Origin of the sequence: Litchfieldia stipae (assembly GCF_014837155.1) — a bacterium.
Taxonomy (GTDB): domain Bacteria; phylum Bacillota; class Bacilli; order Bacillales; family Bacillaceae_L; genus Litchfieldia.
The window spans coordinates 128,697-151,695 of sequence record NZ_JACYHA010000005.1; the positions used below are offsets into that span (position 1 = coordinate 128,697).

21 protein-coding genes are annotated in these 22,999 nt (G+C 36.5%); 5 read left to right on the forward strand and 16 right to left on the reverse strand.

Translation table 11 applies throughout. The features are described 5' to 3' along the window. Positions 1-109: 109 nt before the first annotated feature. The 7 genes from pnpS to F7888_RS08165 all read right to left on the reverse strand — a co-directional run bounded on the left by pnpS (position 110) and on the right by F7888_RS08165 (position 7,771). A complete protein-coding gene (gene pnpS / locus F7888_RS08135; RefSeq protein ID WP_191778678.1) occupies positions 110-1,846 on the reverse strand; it encodes a two-component system histidine kinase PnpS in 1,737 nt (578 codons plus the stop codon). Further along, positions 1,839-2,558 (reverse strand): response regulator transcription factor, encoded by a 720-nt coding sequence (locus F7888_RS08140; RefSeq protein ID WP_191778679.1) that lies wholly within the window; start codon positions 2,556-2,558, stop codon positions 1,839-1,841. Before F7888_RS08140 ends, pnpS begins: the two co-directional genes overlap by 8 nt. 222 nt (positions 2,559-2,780) lie before the next feature. Next, positions 2,781-3,257: a MaoC family dehydratase gene (locus F7888_RS08145; protein ID WP_191778680.1), complete on the reverse strand. Its 477-nt coding sequence runs from the start codon at positions 3,255-3,257 to the stop codon at positions 2,781-2,783. Between the two features lie 186 nt (positions 3,258-3,443). Further along, positions 3,444-4,385, reverse strand: coding sequence for a malate dehydrogenase (gene mdh / locus F7888_RS08150; protein WP_191778681.1), 942 nt, complete (start codon positions 4,383-4,385; stop codon positions 3,444-3,446). Between the two features lie 136 nt (positions 4,386-4,521). Then, entirely contained in the window at positions 4,522-5,793 is a 1,272-nt protein-coding gene (gene icd / locus F7888_RS08155; protein ID WP_191778682.1) for an NADP-dependent isocitrate dehydrogenase, read from the reverse strand. Positions 5,794-5,900: 107 nt separating this feature from the next. Continuing rightward, on the reverse strand, positions 5,901-7,019 hold the full coding sequence (citZ, locus tag F7888_RS08160; RefSeq protein WP_191778683.1) for a citrate synthase: 1,119 nt from the start codon (positions 7,017-7,019) through the stop codon (positions 5,901-5,903). A gap of 290 nt (positions 7,020-7,309) precedes the next feature. After that, the gene (locus F7888_RS08165; protein ID WP_191778684.1) at positions 7,310-7,771 is read right to left on the reverse strand and encodes a DUF441 domain-containing protein; all 462 of its coding nucleotides are present in this window, start codon (positions 7,769-7,771) and stop codon (positions 7,310-7,312) included. 153 nt (positions 7,772-7,924) lie between these two features. On the opposite strand from F7888_RS08165, the gene ytvI reads away from it, so the two are divergent. Continuing rightward, a complete protein-coding gene (gene ytvI, locus F7888_RS08170; protein ID WP_191778862.1) occupies positions 7,925-9,046 on the forward strand; it encodes a sporulation integral membrane protein YtvI in 1,122 nt (373 codons plus the stop codon). Between the two features lie 40 nt (positions 9,047-9,086). Here the strand turns inward: ytvI and F7888_RS08175 are convergent, their stop codons facing one another. The 8 genes from F7888_RS08175 to dnaE all read right to left on the reverse strand — a co-directional run bounded on the left by F7888_RS08175 (position 9,087) and on the right by dnaE (position 20,242). Beyond that, positions 9,087-9,473 (reverse strand): FxsA family protein, encoded by a 387-nt coding sequence (locus F7888_RS08175; protein ID WP_191778685.1) that lies wholly within the window; start codon positions 9,471-9,473, stop codon positions 9,087-9,089. A gap of 105 nt (positions 9,474-9,578) precedes the next feature. Then, positions 9,579-11,339 (reverse strand): pyruvate kinase, encoded by a 1,761-nt coding sequence (gene pyk / locus F7888_RS08180; RefSeq protein WP_191778686.1) that lies wholly within the window; start codon positions 11,337-11,339, stop codon positions 9,579-9,581. Between the two features lie 126 nt (positions 11,340-11,465). Beyond that, positions 11,466-12,425, reverse strand: a complete 960-nt coding sequence (pfkA, locus tag F7888_RS08185) for a 6-phosphofructokinase (protein ID WP_191778687.1) — start codon at positions 12,423-12,425, stop codon at positions 11,466-11,468. Between the two features lie 254 nt (positions 12,426-12,679). Further along, on the reverse strand, positions 12,680-13,657 hold the full coding sequence (accA, locus tag F7888_RS08190; protein ID WP_191778688.1) for an acetyl-CoA carboxylase carboxyl transferase subunit alpha: 978 nt from the start codon (positions 13,655-13,657) through the stop codon (positions 12,680-12,682). Beyond that, positions 13,654-14,514 (reverse strand): acetyl-CoA carboxylase, carboxyltransferase subunit beta, encoded by an 861-nt coding sequence (gene accD, locus F7888_RS08195; protein WP_191778689.1) that lies wholly within the window; start codon positions 14,512-14,514, stop codon positions 13,654-13,656. The genes accA and accD overlap by 4 nt, the downstream gene beginning before the upstream one ends. A gap of 92 nt (positions 14,515-14,606) precedes the next feature. Beyond that, positions 14,607-15,203: a FadR/GntR family transcriptional regulator gene (locus F7888_RS08200; RefSeq protein ID WP_191778690.1), complete on the reverse strand. Its 597-nt coding sequence runs from the start codon at positions 15,201-15,203 to the stop codon at positions 14,607-14,609. 9 nt (positions 15,204-15,212) lie between these two features. Continuing rightward, on the reverse strand, positions 15,213-16,451 hold the full coding sequence (gene ystJ, locus F7888_RS08205; protein WP_191778691.1) for an NADP-dependent malic enzyme: 1,239 nt from the start codon (positions 16,449-16,451) through the stop codon (positions 15,213-15,215). A 413-nt stretch (positions 16,452-16,864) separates the two neighbouring features. Continuing rightward, positions 16,865-20,242: a DNA polymerase III subunit alpha gene (gene dnaE / locus F7888_RS08210; protein WP_191778692.1), complete on the reverse strand. Its 3,378-nt coding sequence runs from the start codon at positions 20,240-20,242 to the stop codon at positions 16,865-16,867. Between the two features lie 159 nt (positions 20,243-20,401). On the opposite strand from dnaE, the gene ytrH reads away from it, so the two are divergent. The 3 genes from ytrH to F7888_RS08225 all read left to right on the forward strand — a co-directional run bounded on the left by ytrH (position 20,402) and on the right by F7888_RS08225 (position 21,536). After that, positions 20,402-20,740, forward strand: a complete 339-nt coding sequence (gene ytrH / locus F7888_RS08215) for a sporulation membrane protein YtrH (protein ID WP_191778693.1) — start codon at positions 20,402-20,404, stop codon at positions 20,738-20,740. Further along, a complete protein-coding gene (ytrI, locus tag F7888_RS08220) occupies positions 20,740-21,243 on the forward strand; it encodes a sporulation membrane protein YtrI (RefSeq protein WP_191778694.1) in 504 nt (167 codons plus the stop codon). Before ytrH ends, ytrI begins: the two co-directional genes overlap by 1 nt. A gap of 101 nt (positions 21,244-21,344) precedes the next feature. Beyond that, positions 21,345-21,536 (forward strand): hypothetical protein, encoded by a 192-nt coding sequence (locus tag F7888_RS08225; RefSeq protein WP_191778695.1) that lies wholly within the window; start codon positions 21,345-21,347, stop codon positions 21,534-21,536. An 83-nt stretch (positions 21,537-21,619) separates the two neighbouring features. Here the strand turns inward: F7888_RS08225 and F7888_RS08230 are convergent, their stop codons facing one another. Further along, entirely contained in the window at positions 21,620-22,555 is a 936-nt protein-coding gene (locus tag F7888_RS08230; protein WP_191778696.1) for a DHH family phosphoesterase, read from the reverse strand. Between the two features lie 134 nt (positions 22,556-22,689). On the opposite strand from F7888_RS08230, the gene F7888_RS08235 reads away from it, so the two are divergent. Then, complete coding sequence (locus tag F7888_RS08235) at positions 22,690-22,986, forward strand: YtpI family protein (RefSeq protein ID WP_191778697.1); 297 nt, start codon at positions 22,690-22,692, stop codon at positions 22,984-22,986. The last annotated feature ends 13 nt before the right edge of the window (positions 22,987-22,999 follow it).

The following is a 22,999-nucleotide window of genomic DNA, read 5'->3' on the forward strand; positions in this document are numbered from 1 at the left end:
AGACAATTGTCCTCACTTTCAAAATTCCTCCTTGGATGAAGGGGTTCATAAACATAATATAGGTTGTTTATGAAGTTGAAATCAATTTATTGTAAACCTTTTGTAAAGCTTACATCTTTTTTAATGTAATCTTGAAGGTCGTCCCTTCCCCTTGCGTACTCTTCACCGTAATTTCACCGTGATGTGCTTCAACTAAATGCTTAACAATTGCTAACCCTAAGCCTGTTCCACCAGAATTTCTAGTTCTTGCTTTATCAACTCGATAAAATCGTTCAAAAATCCTAGATAGTTCTTCTTGAGCAATTCCAACACCAGTGTCTGTCACATATACATCTACTGTCTCTTCGTTATTCCTAAGATCAACTTTAATTTTCCCACCTGCAGGTGTATAAGCAATGGCGTTATTTATTAAATTTATAAAGATCTGCTTTAACCGATACATATCACCTAATACGTACATCTGATCATGGGTATAAATTAAATCTAATCGAATTTCTTTTTCCTCTGCTTTACCCTTTAACATAATAAACGCATCTTCAATTAATTCTTTCATGTTGACATGCCCTAGATTTAGCTTAAATCCAAGCTGCTCAACTTTGCTCAATTCTAATAAATCTTCAATTAATGTTTTCAAGCGTTCACTTTCCTTCAAAATGATAGACAAGAAGGATTCAAGCGTTTCTCGATCCTCTAGTGCACCATCTAAAAGTGTTTCAGAAAATCCTTTAATTGAAGTAATCGGTGTTTTCAGTTCATGTGAAACATTCGCTACAAAATCTTTTCTCATTTGCTCAAGTTTTTTCAATTCAGATATATCATGAAAAACAAGAACAATGCCCTTCCATTCATCATTTAAACCAATGATTGGTGCACCATATACCTCAAAATGTCTCCGTTCAATTGCAAATTGAAGTAATAACTGTTTTTTGACTGTTTCTTCTGTCATAAAAATTTCTTCGATTAATGCTTGAACTTCTTTATGATCTATTGCATCATGGTATAGTCGATTTAGATAGGTTGAGCTTGAAACTGAAAAGATCTCCTTATAGGCACGATTCGCAAGGTTAATATAGCCTCTTCCATCAATCAAGAGAAGACCACTCCCCATATTCTCAATCAGAGTTCTCAAGCGATCCTGCTGCATTTCATGATCCTTTGTAACCTTCTCTAGATTTCTAGCAAGGATATTTATTGACTGGCTCAGCATCCCTGTTTCGTCAACACTTTCCTCATAAGTTCTTGCCTTATAATTCCCTTTAGCCAATTCGATGGCCACCTTTGTAGCAGACTCAATCGGTTTCGTGTATTGAGTTGTGATTTTAACTCCTAACATAATGATTACAACCAAAGCTAGCCCTAAACTCACAATTAGCAACGTCCAAATATGCTGATATACTGTTTTTAGAGCTTCAACAGGGGAGCTTAAAATCACATACCCAGCCAATTCCTCATTTTTCAATAATGGTGCACCATAATAATAAACATCGTATGTATCATCTACCAATTGGAAATTTCCACTTTTCGACAAATGATGGCTAATCACCTGCTCAACATCTGACCCATTCTCTGATGAATGTAATAGTAATTTTCCATTTTCGTCAAGGATGGTTATGTCAGCATTAAGTGATTCACTCATTAACTCTAGATTTTTAAGTAAATCAGGATACTGCAACCCTTGATCTCTTACATAAAATTCTACTAAGTTCGTTTCTTTTTCCATTCGTTCATTAAATGTATTAAGATAGAACCCTTTAAACATTGAACCAAGTAATACTCCGATGCCTATTAGAACGATTAAAATTAAAGTAATAAAGCCAAAAAGAAGTCGAAAGCGAAACTTATTCATTCAATTTAGGCTCCTCTAGCTTGTAACCTAAACCTCGTATTGTTTTAATATAAATCGGTTTTTTTGTGTCTTGTTCGATTTTTTCTCTTAAATGGCTGATATGAACATCAACAATTCTTGTATCACCAGCAAAATCATAATTCCAAACAGCACTTAAAAGTTGATCACGTGTTAGCACTCTTCCTTTATGCTTAGCCAAATACACCAAGAGTTCAAACTCTTTTGGTGTCAGGTCTAATCTGACATCATTATAGTACGCCTCATAATGCTCAGGTAAAATTAATAAATCAGCTATGACAATCCTTTCTGAAGGATCACTAGCTTCTTGTTGAATCTCTATATTTTGAGTCATTCTTCTTAATATAGCCTTCACTCTTGCGACCACTTCTCTTGGACTAAACGGCTTTGTTAAATAATCATCTGCCCCTAATTCTAATCCTAGTACCTTATCGAATTCGTCGTCCCTAGCTGTTAACATTAAAATGGGAGTAGCAATCTTACGTTGTCTTAATTCTTTACATACCTCGATACCATCCATCGTAGGAAGCATCAAATCAAGTATAATCAAATCGGGCTGCTCATTTACCGCTTTTTCTAGCCCTTCTCCCCCATCCATGGCTGTTAAAACGTCATAGCCTGCTTGTTTTAAGTTATATTGAAGCAGGGTCACGATTGATTGTTCATCATCAACTACTAATACTTTTTTGTTCATAGGTTCCTCCAAGGTAATAGATTAAACCCCAGCATCTGCAAGACTTGTGTGCTTAATCATACTCATTCGCCACACAAACTTTACTTTGCTTTTTTCTCTCTGTCTATCTTTCATTATATTTGAACTTTTAGAATTGACCAATCTTTTTATCTTTTTTTCTAAAAATTTCTAAATAAAAAAGAAGACTTCTGAAGTGAAGTCCTCTTTTTATCGATATTTTAATTAGAAGTTTTCTAGAATTTTCCCATCAAGTGGAACTATTTTTTTGGGTGGAGCCACTGTGATTATTCCTGTGACAACTTTATCCCCATGTTCATCTGTTGCTGTTACAGTAATCTCTACAGTTTCTGTCGGTATATTAACTTTTGTTACCTCTAGTAAGAATTCAACTGTTGCATAATGGTACACATGCTTTGGAAAATTAATTTCCTGCTTAAGAATATGACTTCCTGGACCAGGTAAATACTTAGAAACTGCCGAAGTAATAATACCTGTTAGCATGATCGTAGGTACGATTGGTTTTTCAAATGGTGTTTGTGATGCATAATCATGTTGAACATATAGAGGGTTAGCATCATTTGTTAAACCTAAAAACAGCAATAAATCTTTGTCCTCTATTTTTTCAGTTAATGATAATTTTTCACCGACCTTAATTTCTTCAATCATCCGACCTAATTTCCGTTTTTTACCTAATAGCATGAAATAACAGCACCTCCGAAGGATTTACAAAGCTCGTACTTTTCCATATAAAAAAAGCTGCTCCTAAAGTATATGATTAAGCTTCCTTATGTATTTCGTAATATATTCTATATCTTACCAAACGAAGAAATTATATACTACTTTTAGGAAGTAATCCTTTTAGAAACAACTTATTAACATGGTTCTTTATACTAATATCTGCATGACAGTTTTTACTGAGTCTGCGGATTTTTGTAGAGCTGCTTTTTCTTCTTCCTCAAGTTCGAGCTCGATGATTTCTTCGATTCCATTCCCACCTAGTACAGCTGGTACACCAAGGTAAATTCCCTCATATCCATATTCACCCTCTAGGTAGCAAATCGCAGGAATCACTCTTCGTTGATCCTTCAGGATTGCTTCAATCATTTCTACTAATGAAGCTGCTGGAGCATAGTATGCGCTTCCATTTCCTAAAAGGTTAACAATTTCTCCGCCACCTTTACGGGTACGTTCAACAATTGCATCAAGACGATCTTTTGGAATTAACTTTTCTAACGGAATACCACCAGCATATGAATAACGTACTAATGGAACCATCTCATCACCATGGCCACCTAATACAAAACCAGTTACGTCTTTCACAGAAAGATTAAGCTCAGATGCAACAAATGTTCGGAACCTGGCTGTATCTAATACACCAGATTGTCCAATGACACGATTCTTTGGAAAGCCTGATTCTTTGAATACTGTGTAAGTCATCGCATCAACTGGATTTGTTAACACAATGATATGACAGTTCGGAGAGTATTTCACCACTTCTTTGGTGACACTCTTCATTATATTTTGATTGGTTTGAACCAAATCGTCACGGCTCATTCCTGGTTTACGCGCAATACCAGCTGTGATCACAACAATATCAGAATCTGCTGTCTCTTCATAATTTGCGGTTCCAATGATGTTAGCATCAAACCCTAGAACAGGGCTCGCTTCTAGCATGTCTAGTGCTTTTCCTTTTGTCGGATTTTCCATTTGTGGAATATCAACTAACACAACATCTGCAAGCTCTTTTTGAGCAGTTAAGAAAGCTGTTGTTGCACCAGTAAATCCTCCACCAATGACAGATACCTTTTTACGTTTGAACTGTGTCATAACCTTTTCCTCCTATTATCTTATTTTCAAGCTAGATCCATCTAACAGTTACCTTGTGGACTCTCATTGAAAAATACCCCTTTATAACAAGAAAAAATGGTATGGAGGAAGCCACATTGTGCTTCCTCCACATAAATTAAGCTAAGTTCTTAATTAGTTCGTTCGCAAATTCAGAACAAGCTACTTCTGTTGCACCATCCATTAGACGTGCAAAGTCATATGTAACAACTTTAGAAGCAATTGTTTTTTCCATTGAATTCGTGATTAATTGTGCTGCTTCTGTCCAACCAAGGTGCTCAAGCATTAATACCCCAGAAAGTAATACAGAAGATGGATTTACCTTGTCAAGACCTGCATATTTTGGAGCTGTACCATGAGTCGCTTCAAAAATCGCATGACCAGTTTCATAGTTAATATTTGCTCCTGGAGCAATACCTATTCCACCAACTTGTGCTGCTAAAGCATCAGAGATATAGTCTCCATTTAAGTTCATTGTAGCTACCACATCAAATTCACGTGGTCTAGTTAAAATTTGCTGTAAGAAGATATCAGCAATTGAATCTTTGATAATGATTTTGCCAGCTGCCTCTGCATCGCTTTGAGCTTTGTTAGCTGCTTCCTTACCTTCTGTTTCAACTAAGCGGTCATATTGAGCCCAAGTAAATACTTTGTCTCCAAACTCTTTCTCAGCCAATTCATAACCCCAGTTCTTAAATGCACCTTCAGTAAATTTCATGATGTTTCCTTTATGAACTAATGTTACTGATTTACGACCATGCTCAATTGCATAGTTGATAGCTGCACGAACTAGACGAGTTGTCCCTTCTTGAGATACAGGCTTAATACCGATACCTGAAGTTTCAGGGAAGCGAATTTTATTCACACCTAATTCATTTTGTAAGAATGAGATTAGTTTTTGTACTTCTTCAGAACCATTTGCGTATTCAATACCAGCATAAATATCTTCAGTATTCTCACGGAAGATAACCATATCTGTGTCTTCAGGACGCTTGATTGGTGATGGTACACCAGTGAAATAACGCACAGGACGTAAGCAAGTAAATAAATCTAATTCTTGACGTAGTGCAACATTCAGTGAACGAATACCTCCACCAATTGGAGTTGTTAAAGGTCCTTTAATCGCAATTATGTATTCACGAATAACATCAAGAGTTTCTGCTGGTAACCATTCACCTGTTTGGTTGAATGCTTTTTCTCCAGCTAAAACCTCTTTCCAGACAATTGATTTTTCTCCATTATATGCTTTTTCAACAGCTGCTTCTAATACACGAGAAGCTGCAGCCCAAATATCTGGTCCAATTCCGTCTCCTTCAATATAAGGAATAATTGGGTTATTTGGAACATTTAATACCTCATTAGATACAGTAATCTTTTCTCCTTGACTCACAAAAAAAACCTCCCATTTTTTAAATCTGTTTAAGTAGAGGCCGAAATAAAACGGCCTCAAGTACTCTACTATTCCATTTTATAAGAAAAGTAGAAAAATTTCATGCATTATCTTCTTTCATCTAAAGGAATATACGCTTGTTTACCAGGACCAGAATATTCTGCTCGTGGACGAATTAAGCGATTATTATCATATTGTTCTAAAATATGAGCTAACCAGCCTGACACACGACTAACTGCAAAGATTGGTGTAAATAGGTCATGGTCAATTCCTAAGCTATGGTAAACAGATGCTGAATAGAAGTCAACATTAGGAGGAAGTGGCTTTGCTGTTGTAACAATTTCCTCAATTCGTGTTGACATCTCAAACCATTTTGGTTCACCTGTTAGAGCTGTTAGCTTCTCAGACATGCTTCTTAAATGCTTAGCTCTTGGATCTCCTTGGCGATAAACTCGATGACCAAAGCCCATGATTTTTTCTTTATTATTTAACTTGTCGAGAATATATGGTTCAACATTTTCCACTGAACCAATTTCCGTCAACATTTTCATTACGGCTTCATTTGCTCCACCATGAAGTGGACCTTTTAGTGCACCAATTGCAGAAGTTATCCCTGAATATACATCAGATAAGGTTGCAACACAAACACGTGCTGTAAACGTTGATGCATTTAACTCATGATCTGCATGTAATACTAGCGCTTTATTAAATGCTTCTTCCGCTATAGCTGAAGGCTCATCTCCTGTTAACATATACAGTACATTGGCAGCAAAGCTTAAATCTTTTCGTGGAGGTAATGGCTCTAATCCTTTTCTCACACGAGAAAATGCTGCTACAATTGTCGGTAATTTTGCTTGTAATCGAATAGCTTTTCGATAGTTCGCAGCCTCATCCATAACGTCAGCTTCTTCATCATACAAACTAAGTAGTGAAACAGCTGATCTTAACGCAGCCATTGGATGTACTTTTTTAATTGGATATGTTTTGAAATGGTTAAGAACTTCCTCAGGTAGAGAAGCATTTTCTGTTAATTGTTTAGTCAGTTCAGCTAGTTCTTGTTGATTCGGTAATTTGCGATGCCACAGTAAGTAAATAACTTCTTCAAAACTTGCATGCTCAGCTAGTTCATCAATGTTAAACCCTACATAGGTCAACGTATCATCGATAATTGAACTGACTGATGATGCTGTTGCCACAACCCCTTCAAGTCCCTTTGTTACTGTCATCTTAGAATCTCCCCTTTTCTAAAAATCTCCCATTGCCTTTTTCTTACCTATTTTCAATCTGAGCGGATGCTCAAAAATAGTACAAATAAACATATTTTTGAAAATTCACTCAAAAGAAAATGCTTTCATTTTTGCCAAACAAAAACACAACAATAGTAAGCAATTGATTGGAACCAAATAAATAATATGTAGATGGATACGCAATCTTATAGTCTATTATAAACAATTATCTGACATTTGTGAATCAAAAGGTATCACTGAATAGTAAATTGCAGATCCGATACTATATTTTAAGAGAATAAATTCATAAATTTCATTACTGCATAAGCAATTCCTGCACCTATTAAAGGGCCAACTGCTACTCCTTTAAAGAGGGAGACAGCAATGATTGTTCCAAATACAAGAGCAGTTGTTATATGTGGGTCATCTGCTAATAGGTTGACTCCACCTTTTGCTAATAATGCCACGATGATTCCTGACCCTAATGCAATCCATGCATATGCTGATTTCATTGCATCGCCTAATTGTTTAAATCCAATTTCTCCAGTTGCTATGGGAATCAGAACAGCAATAGTAATAATTGTAACTCCCCAATGAATCCCCTTACTTTGGACATATGGAAAAATTTTAGAATCAAGACCAGTTACTTTAATAATAAGCAAAGTACCTACTGCTATCATCAATGATTGATTTTTACCGAAATAACCAACAATTAATAATATAAGTAAGAACAACGTTGATTGATTTAACAACCTCGTTCATCCTTTCTTTTCACACAATGAGTTCTAATCATCCGTGTAAGTTTTTTTATCCAAATACCGAACCTTTCTTTCTAAATATGCAATACTTTCCATATATATTATTACCATGTAAAATATCGTATATAAGGTCAGGAGGGATCGTTGTTGAAATTAGCGCATCTATATAGCATCATTCGCTTTTTAGTTGTCATCATCGCTATCATTTTAGGCATAACTCTAGCTTATTATGTAACAAAAGTAACGTACCCATTTCTAATTGCTTTTGCTATTTCTTTTTTCATCCAACCACTTGTCATCTTTTTTCAAGAAAAAGCTCGAATGCCAAAGTCTTTAGCAGTGATTGTTACACTGGTTGTTGTTTTCGGTGGAATAGCCGGAATATTAACCTTATTAGTTGCTGAAATTATTTCTGGCGCTAATTACTTAGCGAATGTTGTTCCAAATCACTTTGAGACATTGGTCGTATATATCGAACAGTTTGTTGTCGGTCAATTAATTCCTCTTTATAATCAACTAACAACCCTTTTCAACAACCTTGAATCAGGACAACAACAATCGATTATTACAAATATTGAGAACGTCGGAAAAACAGTTGCTACAAATGTCGGACATTTCATACAGACTTTCCTATTAAAAATTCCAGATTTCCTAGGATGGTTACCAAATGCAGCTACTGTTATTATTTTTTCCTTATTGGCTACATTTTTTATAAGTAAGGATTGGGAGAGGATCGTACGCTTCACCAGAAAAATAGTACCAATTAAAGCGCGAAGCAGTAGTAAAACAGTAGTTGTCGATTTAAAACGAGCATTGTTCGGTTTTTTGAAGGCACAGGCGACTTTAATTTCGATTACAACGATTATTGTGTTAATAGGTTTATTAGTATTAAGAGTGGATTATGCGATTACGATTGCTTTGATTATTGGCGTAGTTGATCTCCTGCCTTATTTAGGGACAGGGCTAGTGTTTGTACCTTGGATTATTTATGCCGCGTTAAGTGGAAGTGTTCAATTTGCGATTGGTCTAGGAGTGTTGTATATCATTGTTTTAGTTCAAAGACAGTTAATGGAACCAAAAATCTTGTCATCAAGTATAGGACTAGACCCACTCGCAACCTTAATTTCCTTGTTTGTTGGTTTCAAGTTAATTGGTTTTCTCGGTCTAATTCTAGGACCTGTTACATTAGTCGTTTTGAAAACTTTACATTCTGCCGGAGTGTTTAGAGATATTTGGAGCTATGTTATTGGGAAAGAAAATTTAAGATAAAAAAAGCGGTTGACGATAATGTTTACGTCAACCGCTTTTTTTATCTTATAATTGTGAAATTACCACGTCTAATCGCACGTTGTACGAGTCTTCCTATCCATGGCTTAATCACATTCCTTGTTGCTGGTAATAGCAATAATAAACCTATTAAATCCGTTACAAATCCTGGTGTTAGAAGAACTACTCCCCCAACTAATATACATAACCCATCAATGATGATATCACTGGGCATTTGTCCGTAACTCATTTGATGTTGAAATTTCCTTAATGCTTCAAGGCCTTGTTTCTTGGCTAACCATGCGCCAAGTACACCCGTCGAAATAATAATTAACACGGTTGGCCAAACACCTATTATATTCCCTGAGAGGACCAACAATCCAATCTCTATAGCAGGTACAATAATGATCAAAGCTAATAATAAGCGCATTCCCCGGCCTCCTAGTTAACAAATACAGTATACACTCATTATAAATTAAACTAAACAAAAAGAGAAGGATGAGCTCCTTCTCCCGTTTGAAAAGTTCAATTGAACTTATAGTACGCTTGCATGTCCTTGATAGACAATTCCTCTTGATGAATCAACAGTAATATCTTGTCCATCTTTTATAATTGATGTAGCATTTTGAACACCAACAATAACAGGTATGCCTAAGCTTAAACCAACAACAGCCGCATGACTTGTTAATCCACCTTCTTCAGTGATTAGAGCTACTGCCTTTTCCATTGCTCCAATCATGTCACGATCTGTACCTTTAGTTACAAGAATAGCTCCATCTTGCATTCTTGCATTTGCACCTTCACCAGTTTCAGCAACAACTGCTTTTCCGTATGCTGATTTCTGACCAATTCCTTGACCTTTTACAATGATGTCCCCAACAACATGAACTTTAATTAAGTTTGTTGTACCTACTTCACCTGCAGGAACTCCAGCAGTAATCACAACTAGGTCACCATGATTGATAATACCAGAGTTTAGACCTTGTTCTACAGCAACGTCAAGCATTTCATCTGTTGATTTACACATTTTCCCAACTCTTGAATATACACCCCATACAAGCGACAATTTTCTAGCAGTAGAATCATTTGCAGTTACTGCGATAATTGGTGCCTTTGGTCGATATTTAGAGATCATTTTTGCAGTATATCCACTTGCAGTTGAAGCTAAGATTGCAGCAACATCAAGGTTATGTGCAGTATGTGCTACAGATTGACCAATCGCATCTGTAATTGTAGTCCCAGATTGCTTGCTTCTCTTTGAAAGGATGTCACGATGTACAAGTGCTTGTTCAGCTCTTGATGCAATATTATGCATAGTTTGAACTGCTTCAACTGGATAAATACCAGCAGCAGTTTCACCAGAAAGCATGATTGCGTCTGTACCATCAAAAATAGCATTTGCTACATCACTTGCCTCTGCACGTGTTGGACGTGGGTTACGTTGCATAGAGTCAAGCATTTGAGTAGCTGTAATTACTGGCTTACCTGCAGCATTACATTGTTTAATTAGTTCCTTTTGTACAAGTGGTACTTCTTCAGCAGGAATTTCTACCCCTAAATCACCACGAGCAACCATTAAGCCATCAGATACTTCTAAGATTTCGCTGATGTTATCCACACCCTCTTGGTTCTCAATCTTAGGGATAATCTGAATATCAGTAGCATTATGCTCCTCTAATAGTTCACGAATTTCTAGTACATCAGATGCACGACGTACGAATGAAGCAGCAATGAAATCTACACCTTGTTCGATACCGAAAACAATATCCTTTGCATCCTTTTCAGTAATACCAGGAAGATTTACTTTTACTCCCGGAACATTCACACCTTTTTTGTTTTTAAGTGTTCCACTGTTAAGAACTTTTGTTAAAATTTCATTTTTCTCTTTGTTTACCTCAATTACCTCTAAACCAATTAAGCCGTCATCTAATAAAATTCTAGAACCTGTTGTTACATCATCCATTAAGCCAGAGTATGTAATTGAGAACTTTTCAGTAGTTCCAACAACCTCTTCCATAGAAACGATTACATTTGAGCCTTCTTTAAGCTCGATTGCACCGTTCTCCATTGTGTTTGTACGAATTTCAGGACCTTTAGTATCAAGTAAAATTGCTACAGTTTTTCCTGTTATCTTCGATGCTTCTCGAATGTTCACGATTCGAGCTCCATGCTCTTCAAAATCACCATGAGAGAAATTTAAACGAGCCACATTCATACCCGCTTCAATTAGTTGTGTTAACTTTTCTACACTTTCACTTGCCGGTCCAATTGTACAAACGATTTTTGTTTTACGCATTCTAATATCCTCCTATTGCTGCTACACCTTATTATATATAAATTTTGAAACACCTATTTTAAATCTCAAGGTTCTTTTGAGAGGGATTACCTCTCAAAAGAACGAATGAGACCGATACCACACTGATTATATGGATAGTTCTTGAGAAAGTCGGTACATGTTTTGATCAATTGAATGTGGACGATCTAACACTTCTAGAATGTCATGATCCACTAATTCATTCTTTTCAATTCCGACTGCACGGCCACCTTTGCCTTCAAGCAGTAATTCTACAGCTCTTGCACCTAATCTACTAGCCAATACACGGTCAAAAGCAGTTGGAGAGCCACCACGTTGAATATGCCCTAACACACTTACTCTAGTTTCAAGTTGAGTTGCTTCTTCAATTTTCTTACCAAATTCAACACCACTACCTACACCTTCAGCAACGATAATAATGCTGTGCTTCTTACCACGTTCATGTCCTCGTTTTAAACGTTGTAGAATATCATCCATATCATAATCAGCTTCTGGAATCAGAATCGTTTCAGCTCCACCTGCTAATCCAGACCAAAGAGCAATATCACCAGCATGTCTTCCCATCACTTCAATTACGTATGTACGTTCATGAGAAGTAGCTGTATCACGAATTTTGTCAATGGCATCAATAACAGTATTTAATGCTGTATCAAATCCAATTGTGAAATCAGTTCCTGGGATATCATTATCAATAGTGCCCGGAACACCTACACATGGGAAGCCATGCTCAGTTAATTTTTGTGCACCACGATATGAACCGTCTCCGCCGATTACAACAAGACCTTCGATACCAAGCTTATTTAATTGCTCGATTCCTTTTTTCTGACCTTCTAGAGTTTTAAATTCTTCACTTCTAGCTGTATATAGCTTAGTTCCACCTCGATGAATAATATCTCCAACAGAGCCTAATTCAAGCTTTTGGATTTGCCCTGACATGAGTCCAGAATATCCTTGATAGATACCGTATACTTCGATATCATGAAAAATTGCCTTTCTAACTACCGCACGTACGGCTGCGTTCATACCTGGAGAATCTCCACCACTAGTTAATACACCAATTTTTTTCATTTTTTCACCTCATTATATATAGTTACAATTAGCAGAAGTTAAATACATCTTTTACAAATAATTATTCTTCATACCATTGTTCTACAATATTTTTAACATACCATGAAGGAATATTGAAAACAATAGAGATTATGTGAATAATTCTAAGTTATGTATATGGTATGAATAGACCACTTGATTTAACGATGCTAAATAGATCACATGGCTTTTTACACATGCGAAAACGTGCACCCTTACTAGGATACACGTTATCATCACTGAATTCCAACAAAATCGTCTATTTTTTGATATTGACCTATTTTTTTGAATTTTTCATATCGACTGAAAACTAACTCTTCTTTTGAAAGCTTAAGTAATTCACCTAAAGATTCCTTAAGGACAGCATCCATTGCAACAGCTTGTTCCTTAATACTTCGATGTGCTCCACCCTTTACTTCGGGAATAATTTCATCAATGACTCCAAGTGCTTTCAAATCAGGTGCAGTAATTTTCATTGTTTCAGCGGCTTTCTTCGCAAGACCTGCATCCTTCCATAGAATAGATGCCGCTCCTTCTGGAGAAATTACTGAATAAGTGGAGTTTTCAAGCATGTGAATATAATTTCCTACTCCAAGAGCGAGTGCTCCCCCACTACCACCTTCACCGATTACGATACAAACAACAGGAACAGTTAAACCAGCCATTTCAAATAAGTTTTTTGCAATAGCCTCACTTTGACCACGTTCTTCAGCAGCCTTCCCAGGATACGCTCCTTTTGTATCAATGAAGCAAATGATTGGACGATTAAACTTTTCCGCCTGCTTCATTAATCTAAGTGCTTTTCTGTATCCTTCTGGATGCGGCATTCCAAAATTTCTGCGAATGTTTTCCTTTGTATCCTTACCCCGTTGATGACCAATTACTGTAACGGGAATGCCATGATATCTAGCAATTCCTCCTACAATCGCTTCATCATCACCAAAATAACGATCGCCATGAACCTCGATAAATTGTGTGAATAATTCCCCAATATAATCAAGGGTCGTCGGACGTTCAGGATGCCTTGCAAGCTGCACACGGTCCCAAGGCTGCATATTATTATATATTTCGTACTCGAGCTTTTCTAGTCTAGCTTCAAGCTTATCTATTTCATTTGTTAAATCGACATCAGATGTTTTTGTAAATTCTTTTAATTCATTGATTTTATTTCTTAGTTCTTTCACAGGCTTCTCAAATTCTAGTTCACCAATCACTTGAAATCACCTCCCACTTGATGTAAGTCTAGTATATTACCAAGTGTTTCTTTCATATTATGACGGTGAATAACCCCATCAAGCTGTCCATGCTTTAGCAAGAATTCTGCCGTTTGAAAGTCTTCAGGTAACTCTTCTCGAATCGTTTGCTCAATAATTCGTCTTCCTGCAAAACCTATTAAAGCACGAGGTTCAGCAAAATTATAATCACCAAGAGAAGCAAAACTAGCTGAAACTCCACCAGTGGTTGGATGAGTCATGATTGAAATAATCAGTCCTTGCTCATCGCTAAATAGCTTTAATGCAGAGCTTGTTTTTGCCATTTGCATAAGGCTTAGCACTCCCTCTTGCATTCTCGCTCCACCACTTGCTGTGAAAATAAGAAATGGAACCTTTAATTCTTTTGCTTTTTCAATCGCTCTAGTAATTTTTTCACCTACAACTGAACCCATGCTCCCCATTCTGAAACTTGAATCCATTACAGCAATGACGATTCTATTACCATTAATTTCACCTTCACCAGTTACAATGGCTTCATTCATTTTCGTTTTACGACGGTCCTGTTCAAGCTTTTCAATATAACCGGGAAAATCCAATGGGTTTTCTGATACCATTTCTTTATCATATTCTACGAAAGTGTCTTCATCTAGTAAGCTTGTTAGTCTCTCATATGCAGTCATCGGGTGATGATGATCACAATTCATACAAACTTTTAAATTTTTAACTAACTCTTTAGTATACATGATTTTTTTACAGTTCGAGCATTTTGTCATGATTCCTTCTGGGACATCTTGCTTTGCATGCTCTGATGGGATTGCTGCATACTTTTTCTTTTTTACAAAAAGATCCTTTAACAAGCAGAAACCGCCTCACTTTCTTTCCTTGTGTTACCATAAAAGTTCTATCAACATTATAGTCCAGTTTAATACAAATTATTTGATGGTTCGTCTCAAACAGAGAAAAGTCTATTATATTCGTTCAATACTCTTTCGACATTACGTTCTTTGAGACCTTTTATTATTTCTGAAAAATCAAAATCCTCTTGGCTGGTTGTGGTCGATGTTAAATAATAATCATTGATAACCTGCCATATTCTTAACATGAGAAAGTTATCCGTAGCCTCAACAATCACTTTAAAAAGTTGGGAAAACGTGATGCCTTCCTGTCCATTTTTCAACTCAAGCTCTTCTAACTGTTGAGCATTAATTCTATCGCATGCCAACTGGATACATTGACGCTCAATAAGATATTTCGTTTCTAATAGGTCACTTTTCTTTTTAATGCCTTGCAGAATAAATGTCCCTAATATTTGAACTAATTGGTTTTCACCAAAATCCTTGATGAATGTCCCTTCACCACGCCTTGTTTCAATTAATCCAAGTAGTTCTAATGCTCTTAACGCCTCACGAACAGAGGACCTACCTACACTTAATCGATCTGACAATTCTCTTTCTGAGGGAATTTTATCCCCTGCAACCAAACCGTCTTCTTCAATAATGTGCTGCAGTTTTTTCACAATTTCAATATAGAGCTTTGATGATGTCACTAGTAAAAATCACTCACCTTGTCCAATAATAGCTAACTTTTTCGTTTTTTCTAATATATCATCTGGATTGACTGTAATTCTTGCAACACCTGTCTCCATTGCAGCTCGTGCAACCGAAGCAGCCACAATCGGTGCCACTCTTGGATCAAATGGTGCTGGAATCACGTATTCAGCTGATAATTGGTCTTCAGAAATCAAAGATGCAATGGCCTCTACTGCTGCCATTTTCATTTGTTCATTTATATGAGTTGCACGGACGTCAAGTGCACCTCTAAATATTCCTGGAAAAGCTAGTACGTTATTTACTTGGTTAGGAAAATCTGAGCGACCTGTACCAACGACTTTTGCTCCAGCTTTTTTCGCTTCTTCAGGCATGATTTCTGGATTCGGGTTAGCCATGGCAAAAATAATCGGATCCTCATTCATAGATTTCACCATTTCACTCGTTAATGCACCTTCGACCGAAACACCAATAAATACGTCTGTTCCTTTAATAACATCTGCAAGACTACCTTCAATCTTGTTACGGTTCGTATATTCAGCAACCTCTGCTTTTACTGTGTTCATCCCGTATGAACGACCTTCAAAGATCGCCCCCTTTGAATCACACATTACAATGTCCCTTACCCCGTAATGGTATAACAATTTAATAATGGCAATTCCAGCTGCGCCAGCTCCATTTGCAACAACCTTAATCTCTGACATTGATTTTTCAACCAACTTAAGAGCATTTACTAATCCAGCAACAGTTACAATGGCTGTCCCATGCTGATCATCATGGAAAATAGGAATATTGGTTTCTTTTTTTAGTCTTTCTTCTATAACGAAGCAATTTGGTGCTGCGATGTCTTCAAGATTCACTCCACCAAATGTTGGCTCTAATAATTTAACGGTCTCAATTATTTTCTCGACATCTGTTGTGTTTAGACAGATTGGGAAGGCATCAACTCCTGCAAAGCTTTTAAATAGGACAGCCTTTCCTTCCATCACAGGTAACGCAGCTTCTGGCCCAATATTTCCAAGCCCTAATACTGCTGTTCCGTCAGATACGACAGCAACCATATTGCCCTTCATTGTATAATCGTATACTTTACTTTTGTCATCATAAATATCTTTGCAAGGCTCTGCTACACCAGGTGAATATGCTAGGCTTAAGTCCTTTGCATTTTTCACTTGAACCTTTGATTTTGTTTCAAGCTTTCCTTTGTGTAATTGGTGCATATGCAAGGCTTCTTCACGTAAAGTCATTAAGCTCACTCCCCAAAATGATCAATCCGATTTTTTCTTAGACTGTTTTCATATAGATTATTGTTTACCACTCCGCGTCCTGTGGGGCGACCGGTGAGCCTCCTCGTCGCAAGCTCCTGTGGGGTCTCACTTTGCTCACCAATCCCACTGGAGTCTACGTGTATTCAGGCTGCTAGAGACTATCAAAACAACACACTTTTTATGAACAGTTTTATTCTTATTTATCGTTTATTTAAGTGAAATCCCAGTGGTCTGACCACGTTGACTCTTACAATATTAACATATTTTTTCCTGATGTACATCGTATTTTATCAAATTAGATGTCCTCATCACCTACTCAGGTTATAGACTAGTAGCCTGAATACTCTTCTCCCACAAGGGTCTACATGTATTCAGGCTGCTCGTATTTCACTTTATTTTAGTACAACATTTTTCTCTCCTAAGAGGTCTTTAAGTTGTTCAATAGCGTTTGATTGGGTGGAGACCCAGAATTCGCGTTGAAGTGCGATGGTTTTTTGATTATTTTCATAATAGATGACTACTTCTGTCGTCCCATTGTGTTGTTTTAAGATTTCCTTCAATTGATTTAACACATCATCTTGTTGGTGCTTTCCTTCAATCTTGAGAAATAGTTTGGTATTTAATTTACTTTTACTAATTCCTTCTACTTCTTCGAATGTTTTAACAGCCTTCACAATAAATTGCAATCGACTCTCACGTTGTTCGACTGTTCCTTCAAGAAAGAGAATCTCACCTTTTTTCAAATCATGAGAGAAACGCTTGTAGACAGTCGGAAAAACCACAGCATCCATGTCGCCAGTCTCATCACTCATCGTTAGAAAGGCCATGACCTCACCTTTTTTCGTACGAATCGTCCTTTCAGCCGTAAGTAACACACATAGTAGCCTCTTTTGATTTGTAGGATTTACACCAGAAAGATCAGCAATTTGGACTGAAACCTGACTATTTAATTTACTTAGGACTGTACTCACAGGATGACTTGATAAGTAAAATCCGAGCGCCTCTTTTTCTAATTTCAGGGTTTCCTCTTGAGAAAAAGGAGAGACCTCCACGTATTTAGGCTTAATCATGAATTCATCCTCATCATCAAATAAACCAAATTGATCATTACCTTTTGGATGTACTAATTCTGCATGTTCGATGGCAACATCAATTGTGGCAAGCATTGTTGCGCGGTTCTCACCAAACTCATCAAAAGCTCCTGAACAAATAAGAGATTCTAATACCCGTCGATTTACATTCCGTGCAGAAACACGGATACAGAAATCAAATAAATCACGAAATGGCTTCTTTTTTCGCTCCTCTAAGATTTCACGTAAAGCGGCCACTCCAACACTCTTCACTGCAGATAGACTAAATCGAATACCATTCCTTTCTACTAAAAAAGGGTATGTACTCTTATTAATAGATGGAGATAAAATTTTTATGCCTATTTGTTTTGATTCTCTAATATATTGTGCTAATTTTTCTTCATTTCCAACAGCACTAGTCAACAAGGCAGCTGTAAAATAGGTTCGATAATTTGCTTTTAAATAGGCTAATTGATAAGCAATCATACTATAAGCAACAGCATGGCTTCGATTAAATCCATAGTTTGCAAATCGAACAATTAAATCATAGATTGCCTCTGCTACTTGCTGATCATAGCCCCGACTGATACAGCCTTTTACAAAATGAACACGTTCTTGATCTAAGACTTCCTTTTTCTTTTTACTTACCGCTCTTCTTAATAAATCCGCTTCACCTAATGAGAAGCCCGCCATTTTTGAAGCAATCTGCATAATTTGCTCCTGATACACAATCACTCCATAAGTTTGCTTTAAGATAGGTTCAAGATCAGCATGGGGATACATGACCTGTTCTTTTCTGTGCTTCCTTGCAATATACAGTGGTATATTCTCCATTGGACCAGGTCGATACAATGCGTTAACTGCCACAATATCTTCTAACTCAGTTGGTCTTAACCGTTCTAATACATTTCTCATTCCACTTGATTCTAGCTGGAAGATTCCAGTTGTATCTCCACTACTTAGGAGCGAAAACGTGTTAGAATCATTAGTCGGAATGGTTGTAAGGTCAACAGTTTGTCCAGTATTTTTCTTTATTAGTGTAATGATTTGATCGATTAAGGTTAGGTTCCGTAATCCGAGAAAGTCCATTTTTAACAAGCCAATCTCCTCAAGAATCTCCATTGAAAATTGGGTTAAGTATACGTCTTGATGACCTTCTTGGATAGGAATTAACTCTGTAAGTGGTTGTTCACTTATGACCACACCCGCAGCATGTGTTGACGTATGTCGTGGTAATCCTTCTAGCTTTAGCGCTATTTCAAAAATCTTATTACCCATTTCTGATTTTCTTAGATACTCTTGCAGTCCCTTTGATTCTGTTCTAGCTTGACTTAATGTGATTCCGAGTCTAGATGGGACCTGCTTTGCGATAAAGTCTGCCTCTTTACTAGGTATTCCCATAACTCTCCCAACATCACGTAGCACAGCTCGAGCTGATAAGGTTCCGAATGTGATAATTTGAGCCACATGTAGTTGTCCATATTTACTTGCTACATACTCAATAAGCTCATCACGACGATTATCTGGAAAATCGATATCAATATCTGGCATTGATATTCTTTCAGGATTTAAGAAACGTTCAAATAATAACGAATGTTTAATAGGATCTACATCTGTAATTTTCAGTACATATGCAACAAGTGAGCCAGCAGCAGATCCACGTCCTGGTCCTGTTAAGATGCCTTGTTCATGTGCATATTTCATAAAGTCCCAAACAATTAAAAAATAATCACTAAATCGCATTTTCATGATTACTTCAAGTTCATAGGTCAATCGTTCATAATATTCTTCACTTGGTTCTATATATCTCTCCTTGAGCCCCTTCATACAAACCCTTGCTAAATAATCATCCGCCGACTCTTGATTAGGGACTGAATATTTGGGCAGAGCCATTTTTCCAAGCTCAATTTCGACTTGACACTTTTCAGCAATATCAATGGAATGTTGAAGCAGACTAGGGGAATCTGAGAATAGCTCTATCATTTCTTGTTTGGACTTAAAATAATATTCATGACTACTAAGTTGAAAACGGTCATCCTCTGATAGCTTTGTGCCATTTCGAATATTAACTAAGCATTCAAATGCGAGCACGTCATCTTTCGCTAAATATTGAACATCATTAGTAGCTACAAGTGGAATTTGTGTTCGCCTACTAAGTTCTTTTAGGTGAAAATGTAATTCAGTCTCTTCTTTCAGCCCAAGTTTTTGTAATGATAAATAAAAATCTCCAACCTCAAAACATTTTCGATAAAAATTGATGGAGGCGGTAGCTTCTTCAAGTAAGTTTCTCATTAAAAATTGTTCAATTTCACCATCGATACCAGGGGTGATGCCAATAAGTCCCTTACTATAATGTTTGAGCCACTTCTTTGGTATCCCATTTTTGGACTTTGTTTGAACAATGCTACTTATTTTTAATAGATTACGATAACCTTCCTCATTCTTAGCTAATAAAATAAGTGGAGAAGCTTGATTTAATTCATCATCTATTAATACTGAAACGGTTAAACCAATGATTGGCTTAATTCCAAACTTTTTGCATTCTTTATAGAAGTGAACAGCTCCGTACATGACATTATCATCTGTAATAGCGAGAGCTCTATATCCGAATTCATTCGCTTTTTTCACCAATTCTTCTATCCTCACTGAACTAGAAAGCAAACTATACCCGCTATTTACCTGAAGATGTACATAGGACATGTGTTTTCCCTCCTCCCGAACGAACTTTCTTTTTTTATATTATAGTCTTTAAAAAATGTACAGACAAATAAAGAATCTCTGACATTGAATTCATACTTAGTGAAGTTTGTCCATATACATGAAGTATCTCATGGTTGTGAGTAGAAAGGATGATTACGCTTGGAAATAAAAGAAGCTTTTTTTCCAGCATTTATTCATAGTTACTTTATTGCGTTAGGTGTGTTATTAGGTGGTTGTCTCATCGGTGGAATCGGGGCCTTTATCTCTGGTGAACCTCCATTGACTGAGATCTTTCGAATGGCAAATAAATTAAAAATATGGGCATTGGTTGCTGCAATTGGAGGAACCTTTGATGCATTTAACAGTTTTGAACGGGGTCTTTTGAATGGACAGACGAAAGATTTATTTAAGCAATTTCTTTTAATTATTTCCGCAATGGGCGGTGCACAATCTGGCTGGACCATTATTGTCTGGCTTACACAGGAGCATATTTCATAATGAGAATCCCACCATTTTATCAAAGAGCAAGCTGGCAACGTTTTTTTGGAGGAATCGTCATTGGTGCCTTAATAAGTTGGTTTGTATTTATATTTCAATATGGTGTCTTTCAAGAAAAGCAAGTAAAAATTATCACAAAGCAACAGGATCGGATCACGAATCTAGAACAAAATTTAGAAACATTAATGGAAAATAACTCGAAACTGAATGAAGAAAACAAGAGTAAACTAAAGATTCAAGATTTCAAAGTTCAGCTTGTTGATGCTGAGAAATTTAATTTAGCTCCATTACAAATTCATAAAATCACAGATGATGTCTTAAAGGAACTTAACCACCTAATTGCGATGGACATTGAAAGCTTAACGAAAAACAAAGAGCTTCTACGTAAAGCAATCGAAAATAAACCATATGAAATCGATGATAAAATCTATAAATTACAACTATATGCAGTTTACTTTGATACGACGCTTGAGCTTTCATTAAAAATCACTTTAGCCAATTAAGCAAATATGAATATTTATTGAAAAGTTCTGAATATACTGGCATTTACCCATGGAAGTAGTTACAATAAAGAAAAAAAGAGATTTTCATGGGGGAATGTTAGATGCACATTATCCAGCGGAAAAAGCTTGTGAAAGAAAAAGTCGACCGTCTTAAGAATGGGTATTCTGCGTATGCTGAATCACAAGAAGTTGCTACTCTCCTAAAGAAGGAAATCCAAGCACTTAATCTGCATGTCTATGAAGATGTTACCGAGGTTGGATCCTGGTTTATTCCTGACAAATTTAATCAGTAAAAGTAAAGACTATTAAAAAAGTGCCGTTAGATAATGAGCATATTTTTTTGCTCCATTGTACAACGACACTTCCTAATGGTCTTTTATTTTTGGCAAAGCTCTTTTAAATCCTCGACTAATGGGTCTACCTCATCCCACGAGTAGATTGAGGCACCTGCTGCTAATGGATGTCCTCCTCCACCATATTTTTGTGCAATTTGATTGATCGTTGGCCCTTTTGAGCGAAGTCTCACTCTAATCTGGTCTTCTTCTTCAACAAAGAATACCCAAGCCTTGATTCCTTCAATATTGCCTAGTATTCTCACCAATTGTGAGGCATCAGAGGCATTGACATGATATTGTTTTAGAATTTCTTTTGAAATCTTCATAAATGCAACGCCTTCTGTTGTTACTTCAAAATGTTGCAGCACATAACCACTTAATCTTGATACACTTTCCTTCGTGTTATATAGATTCTCGTAAATATCAGAGAACGAAAAGCCATAGCTTACTAGCTCACCAGCATATGTAAATGTCCTTGGATTTGTACTTGGAAAGAGGAATCTTCCGGTATCTCCAATAATTCCAGCATAAATAAGTCTTGCTGCTTCTTTTGTTAATCTAAGTCCAGCTGACTTCCCATGTAAATATAACTCATAGATTAACTCACTTGTAGAACTTGAGCTTGTATCTACCCATACAAGGTCTCCATAAGGATCTTCATTTGGATGATGGTCGATTTTTATCATTTTATCAGCCAGCTTATAACGGTCATCACAGATTCTTTCTTGATTTGCTGTATCACAAATTATCGCTAATGCACCATTATATGTTTCATCAGAAATGGTATCCAGCTTATATAGAAATTCTAAAGAAGGTTCACTTTTACCAACAACATAGATCGTTTTATCTGGAAAGGAGGCTTTTAGTAGTTCTGCCAGTCCACATTGAGAGCCATATGCATCTGGGTCTGGACGCACATGTCGATGGATAATAATTGTATCGTATTCTTTAATCGTATTTATAATTTGTTCTTTCATTTTAAAAGCATCTCCTTATACTGTAAGCAAACATATAGCTATTAAATTCGCCAAAACAATTTCCCCCTAGATTATTTCATGATTTATCAGTAAAATAGATGTAGAAAAATCGTAAATGGAGGACTTATCAATACATGCCTATACTTGTAGTTCTAATCGTGATCACATTCGCTTTTTATCTATTTTATAAAACAAAGTATTTTCGAAGTAAACGTCCCATTGAAAGACAATGGCTTTCATCAAAATCAAGTATTGCATTAGGAATATTTGTAGCCTTGTTCGCTATTAACGCTGTATATCTTCACCAATCAACAGTCTCCTTTATCGTAGCTGCTGTATTATTACTCGTTGGAGTAGGAAGCATTTGGGCTGGTGTTCGTGCATATCGATATTTCTTACCGTTAGTCATCGAGGAATCTGCAAAACAATAAGATTTTTTAAAAG

Bases quoted from the DNA above. Each gene is read 5' to 3' on its own strand.
- pnpS (WP_191778678.1), bottom strand. From the start codon at position 1,846: ATGAATAAGTTTCGCTTTCGACTTCTTTTTGGCTTTATTACTTTAATT.
- F7888_RS08140 (WP_191778679.1), bottom strand. From the start codon at position 2,558: ATGAACAAAAAAGTATTAGTAGTTGATGATGAACAATCAATCGTGACC.
- F7888_RS08145 (WP_191778680.1), bottom strand. From the start codon at position 3,257: ATGCTATTAGGTAAAAAACGGAAATTAGGTCGGATGATTGAAGAAATT.
- mdh (WP_191778681.1), bottom strand. From the start codon at position 4,385: ATGACACAGTTCAAACGTAAAAAGGTATCTGTCATTGGTGGAGGATTT.
- citZ (WP_191778683.1), bottom strand. From the start codon at position 7,019: ATGACAGTAACAAAGGGACTTGAAGGGGTTGTGGCAACAGCATCATCA.
- F7888_RS08175 (WP_191778685.1), bottom strand. From the start codon at position 9,473: ATGCGCTTATTATTAGCTTTGATCATTATTGTACCTGCTATAGAGATT.
- pyk (WP_191778686.1), bottom strand. From the start codon at position 11,339: ATGCGTAAAACAAAAATCGTTTGTACAATTGGACCGGCAAGTGAAAGT.
- pfkA (WP_191778687.1), bottom strand. From the start codon at position 12,425: ATGAAAAAAATTGGTGTATTAACTAGTGGTGGAGATTCTCCAGGTATG.
- ystJ (WP_191778691.1), bottom strand. From the start codon at position 16,451: ATGACTTTACGTGAAGAAGCCTTGCATATGCACCAATTACACAAAGGA.
- dnaE (WP_191778692.1), bottom strand. From the start codon at position 20,242: ATGTCCTATGTACATCTTCAGGTAAATAGCGGGTATAGTTTGCTTTCT.
- ytrI (WP_191778694.1), top strand. From the start codon at position 20,740: ATGAGAATCCCACCATTTTATCAAAGAGCAAGCTGGCAACGTTTTTTT.
- F7888_RS08225 (WP_191778695.1), top strand. From the start codon at position 21,345: ATGCACATTATCCAGCGGAAAAAGCTTGTGAAAGAAAAAGTCGACCGT.
- F7888_RS08230 (WP_191778696.1), bottom strand. From the start codon at position 22,555: ATGAAAGAACAAATTATAAATACGATTAAAGAATACGATACAATTATT.
- F7888_RS08235 (WP_191778697.1), top strand. From the start codon at position 22,690: ATGCCTATACTTGTAGTTCTAATCGTGATCACATTCGCTTTTTATCTA.